The organism is Paenibacillus contaminans (genome assembly GCF_003285015.1).
Lineage (GTDB): Bacteria > Bacillota > Bacilli > Paenibacillales > NBRC-103111 > Paenibacillus_V > Paenibacillus_V contaminans.
Genome location: NZ_QMFB01000053.1, coordinates 12,529 through 25,748, shown reverse-complemented (window position 1 = coordinate 25,748; position 13,220 = coordinate 12,529). Strand labels below are relative to the sequence as shown.

At 55.4% G+C, this 13,220-nt stretch carries 13 protein-coding genes; all 13 read right to left on the bottom strand.

From position 1 onward, the window contains the following. Window position 1 precedes the first annotated feature (1 nt). The 13 genes from DQG23_RS40110 to hisG all read right to left on the bottom strand — a co-directional run bounded on the left by DQG23_RS40110 (window position 2) and on the right by hisG (window position 13,132). Window positions 2-982 carry a gluconeogenesis factor YvcK family protein gene (locus DQG23_RS40110; protein WP_113036671.1) on the bottom strand — a complete coding sequence of 327 codons (981 nt, stop codon included), beginning with the start codon at window positions 980-982 and terminating at the stop codon, window positions 2-4. A gap of 12 nt (window positions 983-994) precedes the next feature. Further along, window positions 995-1,882 (bottom strand): RNase adapter RapZ, encoded by an 888-nt coding sequence (gene rapZ, locus DQG23_RS40105; protein WP_113036670.1) that lies wholly within the window; start codon window positions 1,880-1,882, stop codon window positions 995-997. Between the two features lie 47 nt (window positions 1,883-1,929). Then, window positions 1,930-2,874, bottom strand: coding sequence for an ROK family glucokinase (locus tag DQG23_RS40100; RefSeq protein ID WP_113036669.1), 945 nt, complete (start codon window positions 2,872-2,874; stop codon window positions 1,930-1,932). Between the two features lie 168 nt (window positions 2,875-3,042). Beyond that, window positions 3,043-3,990, bottom strand: a complete 948-nt coding sequence (gene trxB / locus DQG23_RS40095; RefSeq protein WP_113036668.1) for a thioredoxin-disulfide reductase — start codon at window positions 3,988-3,990, stop codon at window positions 3,043-3,045. 137 nt (window positions 3,991-4,127) lie between these two features. After that, window positions 4,128-5,894 carry a tetratricopeptide repeat protein gene (locus tag DQG23_RS40090; RefSeq protein ID WP_113036667.1) on the bottom strand — a complete coding sequence of 589 codons (1,767 nt, stop codon included), beginning with the start codon at window positions 5,892-5,894 and terminating at the stop codon, window positions 4,128-4,130. Window positions 5,895-6,057: 163 nt separating this feature from the next. Further along, window positions 6,058-7,008, bottom strand: a complete 951-nt coding sequence (locus DQG23_RS40085; protein WP_113036666.1) for a ribose-phosphate diphosphokinase — start codon at window positions 7,006-7,008, stop codon at window positions 6,058-6,060. Window positions 7,009-7,620: 612 nt separating this feature from the next. Next, on the bottom strand, window positions 7,621-8,322 hold the full coding sequence (hisIE, locus tag DQG23_RS40080; protein WP_113036665.1) for a bifunctional phosphoribosyl-AMP cyclohydrolase/phosphoribosyl-ATP diphosphatase HisIE: 702 nt from the start codon (window positions 8,320-8,322) through the stop codon (window positions 7,621-7,623). Further along, entirely contained in the window at window positions 8,319-9,077 is a 759-nt protein-coding gene (hisF, locus tag DQG23_RS40075; RefSeq protein ID WP_113036664.1) for an imidazole glycerol phosphate synthase subunit HisF, read from the bottom strand. Before hisF ends, hisIE begins: the two co-directional genes overlap by 4 nt. A 31-nt stretch (window positions 9,078-9,108) precedes the next feature. After that, window positions 9,109-9,873, bottom strand: a complete 765-nt coding sequence (gene hisA, locus DQG23_RS40070; RefSeq protein ID WP_113036663.1) for a phosphoribosylformimino-5-aminoimidazole carboxamide ribotide isomerase — start codon at window positions 9,871-9,873, stop codon at window positions 9,109-9,111. Continuing rightward, complete coding sequence (gene hisH / locus DQG23_RS40065; RefSeq protein WP_113036662.1) at window positions 9,873-10,502, bottom strand: imidazole glycerol phosphate synthase subunit HisH; 630 nt, start codon at window positions 10,500-10,502, stop codon at window positions 9,873-9,875. The genes hisA and hisH overlap by 1 nt, the downstream gene beginning before the upstream one ends. A gap of 3 nt (window positions 10,503-10,505) precedes the next feature. Then, a complete protein-coding gene (hisB, locus tag DQG23_RS40060; RefSeq protein ID WP_113036661.1) occupies window positions 10,506-11,096 on the bottom strand; it encodes an imidazoleglycerol-phosphate dehydratase HisB in 591 nt (196 codons plus the stop codon). Window positions 11,097-11,098: 2 nt separating this feature from the next. Then, complete coding sequence (gene hisD / locus DQG23_RS40055; protein ID WP_113036660.1) at window positions 11,099-12,379, bottom strand: histidinol dehydrogenase; 1,281 nt, start codon at window positions 12,377-12,379, stop codon at window positions 11,099-11,101. Between the two features lie 117 nt (window positions 12,380-12,496). Then, window positions 12,497-13,132 (bottom strand): ATP phosphoribosyltransferase, encoded by a 636-nt coding sequence (hisG, locus tag DQG23_RS40050; RefSeq protein ID WP_113036659.1) that lies wholly within the window; start codon window positions 13,130-13,132, stop codon window positions 12,497-12,499. Window positions 13,133-13,220: the final 88 nt, after the last annotated feature.

Sequence of the window (13,220 nt, the reverse complement as noted above, 5' to 3'; positions counted from 1 at the left end):
CTCACCTCTTTTCCTTATCCATCCAGTTTTCAACCAGCTGATAAATATGATTGCTAAGCCTCTCGGCATCATGCCGCAAATACGTTCGGAACAGAACCAGCCTGTCGGCCACCACCTGATACCCCCGGCGCGATACCTCCTCCAGGTCGAGATGGACCGCCTTGGCGCCTTTCTCCGCATACTTGAGCTGAATCTGGGGAGGAATTTCGCCGTTATTGACGATCACATAATCGAACAAGTGGACGCCGATATGCTCATGAATCGCTTGCAAATGGTCGCTTACCGAATAGTCATCCGTCTCGCCCGGCTGCGTCATCACGTTGCAAATAAACAATTTGACCGCCTTCGACTCCAGAATTTTCCTGGCGATGTCAGGCACAAGCAAATTCGGAATGATACTGGTATACAAGCTTCCCGGCCCCATCAAAATGGCGTCGGCCTGCTCGAGCGCTTCAAGCGCTTCGTCGAGCGGCTTGACGTCCGGAGGCTCGATCGACACCCGCTTGATGCGTCCGCCTGCTTTCGGTATTTTGGACTCGCCCTCGACTGTAGAGCCGTCCTCCATAAGCGCCTTCAGCACGATCGGCTGCTCGGAAACAGGCAGCACGCGCCCCCGCACCGCAAGCACTCTGCTCAGCTCCCGTATGCCGGAAACGAAATCGCCCGTAATCTCCTTCATCGCTGCCAAAATTAGGTTGCCCAAGCTGTGGCCGGCTAATCCATTCCCAGCCTGAAAACGATGCTGCAGCATTTTGGACAGCATAGGCTCTACATCGGCCAGCGCTATTAATACGCTGCGAATATCGCCGGGCGGCGGCATTTGCAGCTCATTGCGCAAAATACCGGAGCTCCCGCCATCGTCGGCAACCGTTACGATCGCCGTAATATCCACCGGCTTTTCCTTCAATCCCCGAAGCATAACCGAAAGTCCGGTGCCGCCGCCGATAACGACGATTCGAGGCGGCCTCTCCCGTGCGCTCATCCTCTCACCCTCTTACCGGCGATCACGGTCGGAATCCCTGTGACTCACCCGCACCCTTTCCGTTTCGCTGCTCCCGATCACACGACCCAAATATTCAGCAATGGCAACGGAACGGTGTTTCCCGCCCGTACAGCCGATTCCGACGACTACCTGACTTTTGCCTTCCTTCATGTATTGAGGGATGAGGAAGTTCATCATGTCGAGCAGCTTCGTCAGAAACTCCTGCGTTTCGGGCCACTTCATCACGTAGTCGTAAACCTCCGGATCCTGTCCCGTATTCGGGCGGAGGTTGTCGACATAATGCGGATTCGGCAAGAAGCGGACGTCAAAAATAAGATCCGCATCGATCGGTATGCCGTATTTGAACCCGAATGAAATGACATTGACATTAATCCCGACCGACTCCAGATTCGTAAACCTGGAAATAATCGTTTCCTTAAGCTTAGCCGGCTTCAGGTTGCTCGTATCAACCACTTGTGTGGCGAGGCCCTTCAGTTCCTCCAGCAGCTTCCGTTCCTGCAGGATGCCTTCGAGCGGAGCGCCGTCGCTGGCAAGCGGATGTCTGCGCCTGCTCTCCTTATAACGCTGTACAAGCACGGAATCAGTCGCGTCCAAAAACAGGATTTCATAAGACAACGTATAGTTATCGTTCAAATAACGCAGCGATTCGGTCAACGCGGTAAAAAACTCCCTGCCGCGCAAATCGATTACAAGCGCCACTTTCCCGATTTTGCCGTTGGACTGCTCGATCAATTCGGCGAATTTCGGGATGAGGACGGGCGGCAAATTGTCGACGCAGAAAAAACCTAAATCCTCGAGACTTTGCACCGCAATCGTTTTGCCCGCACCAGACATCCCGGTAATGATGACAAGCTTCGCTAAGGCATGATTCTCTTCCATCCGACTCCCCCCGTTCCCACTTTTCCCTCATCAGCCTGAGGAATGGCTTAACGCAAGTTCAAACCGGCCGCGCCTACGATGCCCGCATCGTTGCCCAGCTTGGCAGGCACGATGTCAACGCCTTCCTGTGCCGCTTCCGGCGTATACTTCTTAAAAATCTCGCGAATCGGGTCGAACAAAATATCGCCTGCCTTCGATACGCCGCCGCCGATCACGAAACGCTGCGGATTGACGATTACCGCTAGCACTGCCATCGAGCGCCCCAAATAATAAGCAGCGCGGTTTACGATACGCAGCGAGGCTTCGTCCCCGCTTTTGGCCGCATCGAATACGTCCTTGGCGGTAATGTTCTCGATCAGGGAAAGCGTCGTTTTATCTCCGCGGACAACCGCGTCATTCGCCATACGGATAATGCCGGTCGCCGACGATACCGTTTCCAAGCAGCCCACTTGACCGCAGCCGCAGTTGATCGCTTCCAGGTCCGGTACGATGGACATATGTCCAAGCTCGCCCGCCATTCCGGTAGAGCCTTGATAAATTTTGCCGTTTATAATAATGCCGCCGCCTACGCCTGTCCCAAGCGTATAACACACGACGTTCGGAATGCCGGCTCCCGCGCCGCTCCATGCCTCGCCAAGCGCCGCTACGTTAGCGTCATTGTCAATCGAGACGGGCTTGCCCAGCTTGGCCTCGAGCGTTTTCTTCACGGGTACGTTGCGCCATCCGAGATTGGGCGACAGCTTGACGAAGCCTTCAGGAATATCCATAAAGCCCGCGATCCCTGCGCCGATACCCGCAACCTGTTCCCACTCGTAAGGGGAGTCCGCCACGATTTTCCGTACGTAATCCGCTATGCGCGTAAGCACCGCCTCCGAACCGTCAGAACCCGTAGGCCCTTCGAATGTTTGAAGCAATTGCCCATTCTCATCGCATAAGCCGACCTTAATGTTCGTACCGCCCATATCGACGCCAACGTAAATTTTCCCCGACATCCACGTTCACCTCTAACGAATAGTTATGTGTTCGATCCTATATTACTTCTGTTCCCACTATAAGCGAACCCTACGGCGAGGTCAAGATTGCAGGCATCGCTTCATAAAAAGAGGACCAAGCCGAATGACCGGGTCCGTCTTTTGTAAATTAGCTTGCCGCAGGGCTTTTTAGAGAGCCTTGCTCCAATCCTGCACGCTGTTTCCTTCCAGAAACTTCTCACAGTCGAGAGCGGCCATACATCCGCTTCCCGCAGCTGTGATCGCTTGGCGGTATTTATGATCCTGCACGTCTCCGCATGCGAAAACGCCTGGAATATTCGTTTCGGAAGTTCCCGGCTTGACTACCAGATAACCAAGCTCGTCGGTTTCCAGCTGCCCGTTCAAAAATGCCGTGTTCGGCGTATGGCCGATCGCCACGAACAAGCCGTCGGTTTCGAACAATTCCTCTTCGCCGGTTTCGTTGTTTTTCACCTTCAGCCCCGTTACGCCTCTATCTCCGGAGATCACTTCCAGCGGCGTGCGGTTCAGGCTCCAAACGATTTTGGAATTTTCGCGGGCGCGGTCCTGCATGATTTTGGAGGCGCGCATTTCGCCTCTGCGGTGTACAAGACGAACCTCAGAGCCGAAACGAGTCAGGAAATTCGCTTCTTCCATAGCCGAATCTCCGCCGCCGACCACGATGATTTTCTTATTGCGGAAGAAAAATCCGTCGCATGTTGCGCAAGCGCTGACGCCGCGGCCCAAGTTTTCCTTCTCGCCGGGAATGCCCAAATATTTCGCCGAAGCGCCGGTGGAAATAATGAGCGTTTCCGTTTCGATTTCGCCGATTCCTTCGACGGTAAGCTTAAACGGGCGTTTGGACAGATCGACGCTGTTCACCCAGCCGCTTTTGAACTGCGTGCCGAAGCGCTCGGCCTGCTTGCGCATGTTATCCATAAGCTCGGGTCCCATAATGCCGTCGGGAAAACCCGGGAAGTTTTCTACATCCGTAGTCGTCGTCAATTGTCCGCCCGGCTCCGGTCCTTCGATCACAAGCGGATTCAGATTCGCTCTCGCCAAGTAGATTGCCGCCGTTAATCCGGCAGGCCCTGTTCCAACTACAACTGCTTTATACATCGTTCATTCCTCCTCGTCTGGTAAGCTGTGTCAAGGATAAACGCTCCCGTGTCTTTGACGCCGGCGTTTACCGCAGGTTTATAGCCGCTTCCGCGATATGCTTTCCGATAAACTCAAAAAGTCGGCTTTGAACTTGATTATTGCGTGTCCCCGCCGCTTTGCCTCATGATATTCGCGAATTTCGGGAAGATGGCGTCCATCTTCTCCTTCAATCCGCACGCCTGGTCGATCCGTTTCGCATGCTTGCTCACGGTTGCGACCGACGTCCCGTATCTGGAGGCCACTTCCTCGTAAGAAATGGTCCGGCGGTGCATCTTGGCCGTCAAATATTCCAGCGCGGCCGCCCAGCCTTCCGTTTTGCCGAGCTTCGGCACATCGGGATATACGCGTGTAAGGAACTCCACCCATAGTGTTTCCATATCATGCCGCTGTATGATATCGTATCGCTGCTCCATATGCCCGAGCGCCGTATTTACGATAATCTGCCATTTGGGCTCCCACACGGGAAGCGTCGATGAGAGCGGCTTGTCGGACATTTCATTGGTACGTCCGTTAAGCACGACCTTCAGCGGACCGCTTGCGCCGATGCTGCGGAGCACGAAAAACGCGACCTTCTTCAAATAATCGTCCTCGCCCGGCTCCTGCACGAACTCGCGCAGCGCCGCCTCCACTTCGCTGTCGGCAATGATGCCGAACGCTTGAATCACCTGCAGCTTCGTCTCGGCATCGCCATGGCGCAGCGCCCAGAAGAACGAAGACCGCACCAGCGGATCCCTCTGCATTTGCTCGGGTATCCCTCCGGACGTTCGCTCGATCATCCGGATTTGCTCCTCGAAAGGCAAATGATAGTGATAACTGATCGACGAGCGCTCGCCGGCAGGCTCTTGCTTGCCGATCATGCTCAAGTAGAACCGCGGAATTTCCGATTGCGGGTCAAGCTTTTCCGTCTGGCGCCACAGCCTCTCGGCCGTTTCCATGCGTCCGGTATTGTAAGCCGATACCGCGGTGTAGTGGTGCAGACACGGATCGCCGCTCGCCTCGCCGCCTGCCTTCAGCAGTCTGCGGAACAGCCGGTGAGCCGCATCGTGCTCGCCGAGAATGCCAAGCGTCGTAGCAAGCTTGAATAAATGATCCGTATGGAACGGATACGTCTTGCGGAGCAAGTCGAGCAATTCGTCCAGCTGCTCGCGCGAGCCGTTATGCTGATAAAAAATAGCCAAATTACAAAGCGCGTGCAGGTTGCCGCTATCCATCTCCAGCACCTGCCGGATCGTTTCCAGCGCCTTATCAAATTGGCCCATATAATAATAAGCCAGCGCCAAATTGTTGCGCGCCGCGGTAAATTCGGGATGCTTCTTAATAAGCCGCTGCAGAATGCGGACCGCCTCTACGAACTTGCCTTCTTCAAGCATCGATCTGGCTTTGTCATGCTCAAACAGCCCTTCGCGGCTTTTAATGAACGTAACCGTCACAGGGCGCTCCAATTCAAAGCTGAGCAGCTCGACCATCTCTTCGGCTTCATCGAGGAACTGTCCGTGCTCATCTTGCTCCAGATACGTAATGATCGCCTTCTCCGCCTCTTCGAAATGCTCCATATTGGCATAATTGTTCGCCATATAGAAGTGGCACTCCGTCATCGTCGGATCGACTTCATCCAGAATCTGCTGCAAAATGCGGTTCGATTCCCCGTAGTTGCCCATTTCGGACAAAATACCCGCCAAATTGCAATGATTGACCGGGTTCGACGGCTCGAACTCGGCAGCCAGCCTAAAATATTTCAACGCCTTTTCGTAATGAAACCGATCCAGTGACCGGACGGCCCTTTCGAAAAAGAACGTGGCGTCCATTTGTAAAGATACGACTTTCTGCTTGGGCTGATTCGCCACATGCTTTTTCTTTTCCATCTTGTTGGCACCTCCGGCAGCCGGATAAACGCCTTCGGCGCCGCATATTATGCGGCACCGCGCGTCAATCGGGAAAACCTGCAAGTCCCGTCCGATACCGCGGACGGGCTGCCTGCACGCTTCCTTTCATTGTCAGCCCCAGTATAACACAGATGCCCTCCGATTACACGCCGCCATATTTAAACAGCGAGCTGATCGAACCGCCGTCCATAATGATCCGGATCGCATTCGAAAGCAGCGGCGCTACGGAAAGCACGGTAAACCGCTCGGAATGGTCCTCAGGGATCGGAAGCGAATCCGTGATGATCGCTTCTTTAATGTTCGGGTGGTCCAAACGCTGCAGCGCAGGGCCGGAAAACACGGGATGCGTCGCACAAATATATACGTCGTTGGCGCCCCGCTCCTTCAAGCTCTCGACAACGTTGACGATCGTCGTGCCGGTATCGATCAAGTCCTCGAATATGATCGGCGTCCGTCCTTCTACATCGCCTACGACGTGCGTCACTGTCGCCTCGTTATGCGCATAGCGCTTTTTGAACATGATCGCAATCGGCGCTTGCAAAATGTTGGCGAGATTTTCGGCACGGGTAACGCCGCCGGCATCGGGTGCGACTACGACGGGATTCGGAATGTTTTGTCTTTTGATATGATCGCTGATCATGTCAAGCGCAGTCAGATGATCAACCGGAATGTTGAAAAATCCTTGAATGGCCGGTGCATGCAAATCGAGCGTAATGACCCGGTGCGCGCCAACGGCAGTCAACACGTCAGCGAACATTTTCGCGGAAATCGGTTCGCGCGGCGCCGCTTTGCGTTCTTGTCTGGAATAGCCGTAGTACGGTATAACCAGGTTGATCGTGCGCGCGGACGCCCGTTTCGCTGCGTCCATCATAACGAGAAGCTCGACAAGATGTTCGTTGATCGGATTGGAAAACGTCTGAACAAGGAATACGTCGCAGTTGCGGATCGTTTCCTCGAACAAGCAGTAATGCTCGCCGCTCTTAAAGCGCGAAAGCTTGATTTTGCCTAGCGGCACTCCGATCTCCTTACAAATTTTTTCCGCCAGCTTTGGATTCGACGAGCCGGAAAAGATCTTGCATTGACCAGTATTCATGGTACCCTCCTAAAGTCTTTCGTCAATAACGACGCTTAAGCATAAACAACCTCGCCGCCCAAGTGACGACCCGTTTGGCATAAATAAATTAGCACGGTATGGAATGAAACTAACCTTCCCTATCTTTGCGAAAAACCGCGAATCTCGGAACGCCTGCTCCTGTCTTCGCGAACGAAACGCAGATTGACCCCCTCCGCATCGAAACCTCTGCAAAGCGCTTAGCCATGCGTTCTAAACGCGGGTGGTGAATTTCAATCACTAGCTTCTATTATACCTTCTCGGAGCCGATTTTCAAAAGGCTGCGTTCGCTTATTAGACAGCGAAAATGTGGCAATTTCGGCAATATTGCATCGCTTGGCGGGACATGCGCCGGCTTGCGGCCTCCGCCTCCGCTTACTAGAGGAAATAAATCCCCCTTAAGGAAATTTTACCGCTTCATAACCTCACGGGTGGGGGCAATGAATAAGAACTTCTGCGTAACCTATCCGGCTTCGCTAATCCGACAATTTCCGCCTCGTCTCTTAAGCAAAAATAAGACTCTCACCGGCCCGAGAGCCGCCTGATTGGGCGCTTTCGCTCGCAGTAAGAGTCCTCTTTCGCTTAACAGCCCGATCAGCCGTTTTTCTTTTTGTTGTGGCGGTTGTCAAGCTCCCGCAGCACTTCGTCAAACGGCAGCTGCTGGTTGCGCAGCAGCACCATGAGATGGAAAATGAGGTCGCTTGCTTCGCAGCGCAATTCGTCGTTATCGTTGTTTTTCGCCGCGATAATGACTTCAGCCGATTCTTCGCCGACCTTTTTCAAAATTTTGTCGACGCCCTTCTCGAACAAATACGTCGTATAAGCGCCTTCCGGACGCTCCGCGTGACGCTCCGCGATGACCGATTCCAGCTTGGACAGCATCGCAAAGCGGTCCGAGCCGCTTGGCGCGGCTGCCGCCTCTCCTGCGCTCTCGTTCAGCGCTATTTCGTTGAAGAAGCAAGAATAGGCGCCCGTATGGCATGCTGGACCGTTCGGCGTCACTTTAACGAGCAGCGTGTCGGCGTCGCAGTCGTATGCGATCGAATTGACTTTCTGCGTATTGCCGCTTGTTGCGCCCTTGTGCCAGTATTCGCCGCGTGAACGGCTCCAGAACCAAGTTTCGCCCGATTTCAGCGTCCGCTCAAGCGATTCCCGGTTCATGTAAGCCATCATGAGCACTTCCTTGCTCGCCGCATCCTGCACGATGGCGGGAACGAGGCCTTCCGCATTCCAGCGGATGTTCTCCAGCGCTTGATCGCCGCTTACCGATCGGCCGTTTTCGTTATGCTCTGTCATCGGATTTCAACCCCTTTATGTTTGAGGTGGTCTTTGACCCCTTCGATCGTCAGCTCTTTATAGTGAAAAATAGTTGCCGCCAGCCCGGCGTCCGCTTTACCCTCGGCAAACACGTCGTAGAAATGATCCTTCGTCCCGGCTCCGCCGGAAGCGATAACCGGAATGCCGAGCGATTCCGAAACGGCGCGGGTCAGCTTGATATCGAACCCGTCCTTCGTGCCGTCGGCATCCATGCTCGTGAGCAAAATTTCGCCCGCTCCGAGCTCCTCGGCACGTTTTGCCCATTCGAGGGCTTTGATGCCGGTCGCATTACGGCCGCCGTGCGTAAACACTTCCCATTCGCCCCAAGCTTCGTTGTACTTGGCGTCGATCGCCACGACGATGCACTGGGAACCGAATTTGCGCGCGCCGTCGGAAACGAGCTGCGGGTTTTTGAGCGCCGCCGTATTGATTCCGATTTTATCGGCGCCCGCACGCAGCAGCCGTTTCATGTCGTCAACGGATGAGATTCCGCCGCCGACGGTGAACGGGATCGTTATTTCGCCCGCCGTCTGCTTGACGACCTCGACCATCGTCGCCCGCCCTTCGACGGAAGCCGAAATATCGAGAAAGACGAGCTCGTCGGCTCCCTCGCGGTCATATATAGCCGCAAGCTCCACCGGATCGCCCGCATCGCGCAGGTTGACGAAGTTAACGCCCTTCACGACGCGCCCATCCTTCACGTCCAAACATGGAATAATTCTTTTTGCTAGCATGGGATCCCCCTCCCGGGCTCGCAGCCCTTGGTTATTCCGTTCCGGCTCGGCAGAACTCCACCACATCGCGGTACGGAAGCTGTCCGCCGAATATATCCAGCGCGCTGCCGATCGTAATGTCGAGCCTGCCGCCCGTAATGCTGCGGAACCGTTCGAGATCGGCCAGCGATCTGGCGCCCCCCGCATAAGTCGTCGGAATCGTCGTCCATTCCGCCAGCTGCGCGGCGAGCCGTTCCTGCACGCCCTCGCGTTTGCCCTCTACGTCCACGGCATGAATGAGAAATTCATCGCAGTATGCTTCCAATTGCGCGATACCGGCAGCGTTCACCTCGAAATCGCTGAAGGTCCGCCACTGGTTTGTGACTACGTAATATTTGCCGTCCCGCTCCTTGCAGCTCAAGTCGATCACCAGACGATCTTTGCCGACCTTAGCCGCGATAGCGTCCAAATTGTCCATTTGAAGCTTGCCGTCTTGAAAAATATAGGAGGTTACAATAACGTGCGAAGCGCCCAGCTCGATATAACGGGCCGCATTGTCCGCCTTAATGCCGCCGCCGATCTGCAAGCCGCCGGGATAAGCGCGCAGGGCTTCCTCGGCTGCCTCTTCATTGCCGCCGCCCAGCATAATGATATGTCCGCCGGTCAAGCGATCCTCTCGGTACATCCGCGCATAATAGCCCGGCGATTGACTGGAGACGAAATTTTCCACGACGCGGCTGGCGTCCTGCTGCAGCGTTTCGCCGACGATCTGCTTTACCTTGCCTTGATGGATATCGATACACGGCCTGAATTTCATTATGCGTTCCCTGCTTCTATTGAAGTGTGTTCCGTTATCCTAAGGAAGTTGCCGAGCAGCTTGATGCCGAGAGCACCGCTCTTTTCCGGATGAAACTGCATGCCGAACACGTTGCCGCGGCCGACGATCGCCGTCACCTGCTGGTGGTAATCGGTAGTGGCAAGCAAGTCCGACGCCCTCTCCGGCTTGACGTGATAAGAATGGACGAAATACACATGCCCTTGCTCCGCCTCGGCGAACAAAGGACTGGCTTGCCGAAACTCAAGCCGGTTCCAGCCCATATGCGGCACTTTATAGTCGCCCCGAAAACGAACCACGCTGCCCGGAAGCAAATTCAAGCCTTTGTGGCTGCCGTGCTCCTCGCTTTCGGTAAACAGCAGCTGCATCCCCAGACAAATGCCGAGAAGAGGCTTGCCTGTAGCAGCATAATGAAGAACGGCATCATGGAGACCCGTTTGCCGCAAATTGTCCATCGCGTCGCCAAAGGCGCCTACGCCCGGCAGTATCGCGCCTTCCGAAGACATGATTTCCCGCTCGTCGGAGGTGACCTTCGCTTCGACCCCGAGCCGTTCGACCGCTTTGCTGACGCTGTGAAGGTTGCCCATCCCGTAGTCGATAATCGCTATCACGGGTTACAGCACTCCCTTCGTCGACGGAACGCCTTTCACCCGCGGGTCGATCGTCGTCGCCTCGTCGATCGCGCGTCCGAGCGCCTTGAACACCGCCTCGACCATATGATGCGTATTGTGGCCATAGTGCACAATGACATGCAGCGTAATGCGCGCCTCAAGCGCGAGCTTCCACAAGAACTCGTGTACCAGCTCCGTGGTGAAGCTGCCGACCTGCGCCGACGGGTACTGTGCCCGGTATTCAAAATGCGGACGGTTGCTCACGTCGATCACGACCTGGGCGAGCGCCTCGTCCATCGGAATGAATACGTTAGCGTAGCGCTTGATGCCTTTCTTGTCGCCGAGCGCTTCGCGCAGCGCATGTCCGAGGCAAATGCCGATATCTTCGACCGTATGGTGATCGTCGATATCGATATCGCCCTGCGCCTTTACTTGCAAATCGAATTGGCCGTGCTTCGTAAACAAGTCGAGCATATGATTCAGAAACGGTACGTCCGTTTCGATTTCCGAAATTCCCGAACCGTCAACGTTAAAGCTGAGCTGAATGTCCGTTTCGTTCGTTTTGCGCGAAATGCCGCCTTTTCTTTCCGCCATCGTTAATTGCCCTCCTTGTCAAGTCGCACCTGAATCGCCCGCGCATGGCCCTGAAGCCCTTCGTGCTCGGCGAGCGCCACAATTTTGCGTCCGTTCGCCAGCAGCGCTTGCTTGCTGTAGGAAATGACGCTCGATTTCTTCAAGAAATCGTCCACATTAAGCGGCGACGAGAAACGCGCGGTTCCGTTCGTCGGCAAAATATGATTCGGCCCCGCGAAATAATCGCCGACCGGCTCCGAGCTGTAAGGCCCGAGGAAAATGGCGCCGGCGTTCTCGATCAAGCCGATCGAATTCCACGGCTCCGCAATCATCAGCTCCAAATGCTCCGGCGCAAGCCGGTTGACGACGTCGATGCCTTCGCTCAGGCTGCCGACCGTCAGGATCGCGCCGTAATCGCGGATCGATTGGGCCGCGATCGCCTTGCGCGGCAGCTCCTCGAGCTGGCGGGCCACCTCGGCCTGCACCTCGCCTGCGAGCCGCTCCGACGTCGTCACGAGCACGGCCGAAGCCATCTCGTCGTGCTCCGCCTGCGACAGCAGGTCGGCCGCTACATAAGCCGGATCGGCCGTTTCATCCGCCAGCACGACGATCTCGCTAGGTCCGGCGATACTGTCGATATCGACGGCGCCGAACACGCTGCGTTTGGCAAGCGCCACGTAAATGTTGCCCGGTCCGACGATTTTGTCGACCGGAGCGATCGACTCCGTGCCGTATGCGAGCGCAGCGACCGCTTGCGCGCCGCCGACGCGGTATATTTCGCGGATGCCGACTTCGGCTGCCGCGACCAGAATATATGGGTTCACGCCTTCTTCGCCTGCAGTTGCCGGCGGCGTTACCATAACGATTTCCGGTACCCCGGCTACCTGCGCGGGAATCGCGTTCATCAGCACCGAGGACGGGTAAGCCGCCTTTCCGCCGGGAACGTAAATACCGATCCGCTTAAGCGGCCGAATGACTTGCCCGAGCACCGTACCGTCCGGCTGCATATCTACCCACGAGTTCCGCTTCTGCTTCTCGTGGAAAGAACGGATGTTCGCAGCCGCTTCGCGAATCGCCTCGAGAAATACCGCGTCCACCTTCGCGTAAGCGTCGTTTAATTCTTCCTGGGTTACTCGCAGCTCGCCCACTTGTATGCCGTCGAACTCCTTGGCGTAAGCGCGAAGCGCCGCATCGCCTTCTTCACGCACCCGTTTGATGATCCTCTGCACAGATTCGTTCTGCTCCGGCGAGCCGTATTCCACTTCTCTCGTAATTGAAAACTGTTGAGCCGGCATAATCCGCATCGGTCCGGCCTCCTTCCTTATACAATCGCTATCTTTGGTTCTTTTCACGTATCTGTCTTTCGTTCAACTTCATATAGCTTTCTCTTCGCCGTTCGCATGCGTACGCGTGCATGCCGGTTACAGCACAGGCTCGCCTATAACCGTCTGCAGCCTGTCGCACAGCTGCTGAATTGCGTCGTTCTTCATCCGATAGCTGACGCGGTTGGCAATCAGCCTGCTTGTGATCGGGAAAATCGATTCCAGCTCGACGAGACCGTTCTCCTGCAGCGTGCGCCCGGTCTCGACCATATCGACGATCCGGTCGGCCAAGCCGATCAGCGGCGCCAGCTCGATCGAGCCGTTCAGCTTAATAACGTCAACCTGCTGACCGCGCTCCCGAAAATAGCGGGAAGCGACATTCGGATACTTCGTCGCTACGCGCGGGTTCATGACCGGCGTCCAATCCGGCAATCCGATGACCGACATCCTGCAGCGCGCGATACCCAAATCGAGCAGCTCGTAAACGTCGCGGTCTTCTTCCATCAGCACGTCCTTGCCGACGATCCCGATGTCCGAAACGCCATATTCGACATAAGTCGCCACGTCGACAGGTTTTGCCATAATAAATTCCATGCCCACTTCGGGAGCCGAAATAATCAGCTTGCGCGAATCCTCAAGATCGTCCGGTATCGCATAACCGGCATCCTGCAAAAGCTTGATCGCAGATTTGTTTATCCGCCCCTTCGGCATGGCAACCTTCAATAGTTGTTGCAAGGGAGCACCTCCTACTAACCTTCCGCCAGGAAAATTAACTTCATATACGTAAGAATCCGCCGAATATTCCGATAGAAAACGGAAGCAC

Coding starts and splice junctions, on each gene's coding strand:
- DQG23_RS40110 (WP_113036671.1), bottom strand. CDS start 982: ATGAGCGCACGGGAGAGGCCGCCTCGAATCGTCGTTATCGGCGGCGGC.
- rapZ (WP_113036670.1), bottom strand. CDS start 1,882: ATGGAAGAGAATCATGCCTTAGCGAAGCTTGTCATCATTACCGGGATG.
- DQG23_RS40100 (WP_113036669.1), bottom strand. CDS start 2,874: ATGTCGGGGAAAATTTACGTTGGCGTCGATATGGGCGGTACGAACATT.
- trxB (WP_113036668.1), bottom strand. CDS start 3,990: ATGTATAAAGCAGTTGTAGTTGGAACAGGGCCTGCCGGATTAACGGCG.
- DQG23_RS40090 (WP_113036667.1), bottom strand. CDS start 5,894: ATGGAAAAGAAAAAGCATGTGGCGAATCAGCCCAAGCAGAAAGTCGTA.
- DQG23_RS40085 (WP_113036666.1), bottom strand. CDS start 7,008: ATGAATACTGGTCAATGCAAGATCTTTTCCGGCTCGTCGAATCCAAAG.
- hisIE (WP_113036665.1), bottom strand. CDS start 8,322: ATGACAGAGCATAACGAAAACGGCCGATCGGTAAGCGGCGATCAAGCG.
- hisF (WP_113036664.1), bottom strand. CDS start 9,077: ATGCTAGCAAAAAGAATTATTCCATGTTTGGACGTGAAGGATGGGCGC.
- hisA (WP_113036663.1), bottom strand. CDS start 9,873: ATGAAATTCAGGCCGTGTATCGATATCCATCAAGGCAAGGTAAAGCAG.
- hisB (WP_113036661.1), bottom strand. CDS start 11,096: ATGGCGGAAAGAAAAGGCGGCATTTCGCGCAAAACGAACGAAACGGAC.
- hisD (WP_113036660.1), bottom strand. CDS start 12,379: ATGCGGATTATGCCGGCTCAACAGTTTTCAATTACGAGAGAAGTGGAA.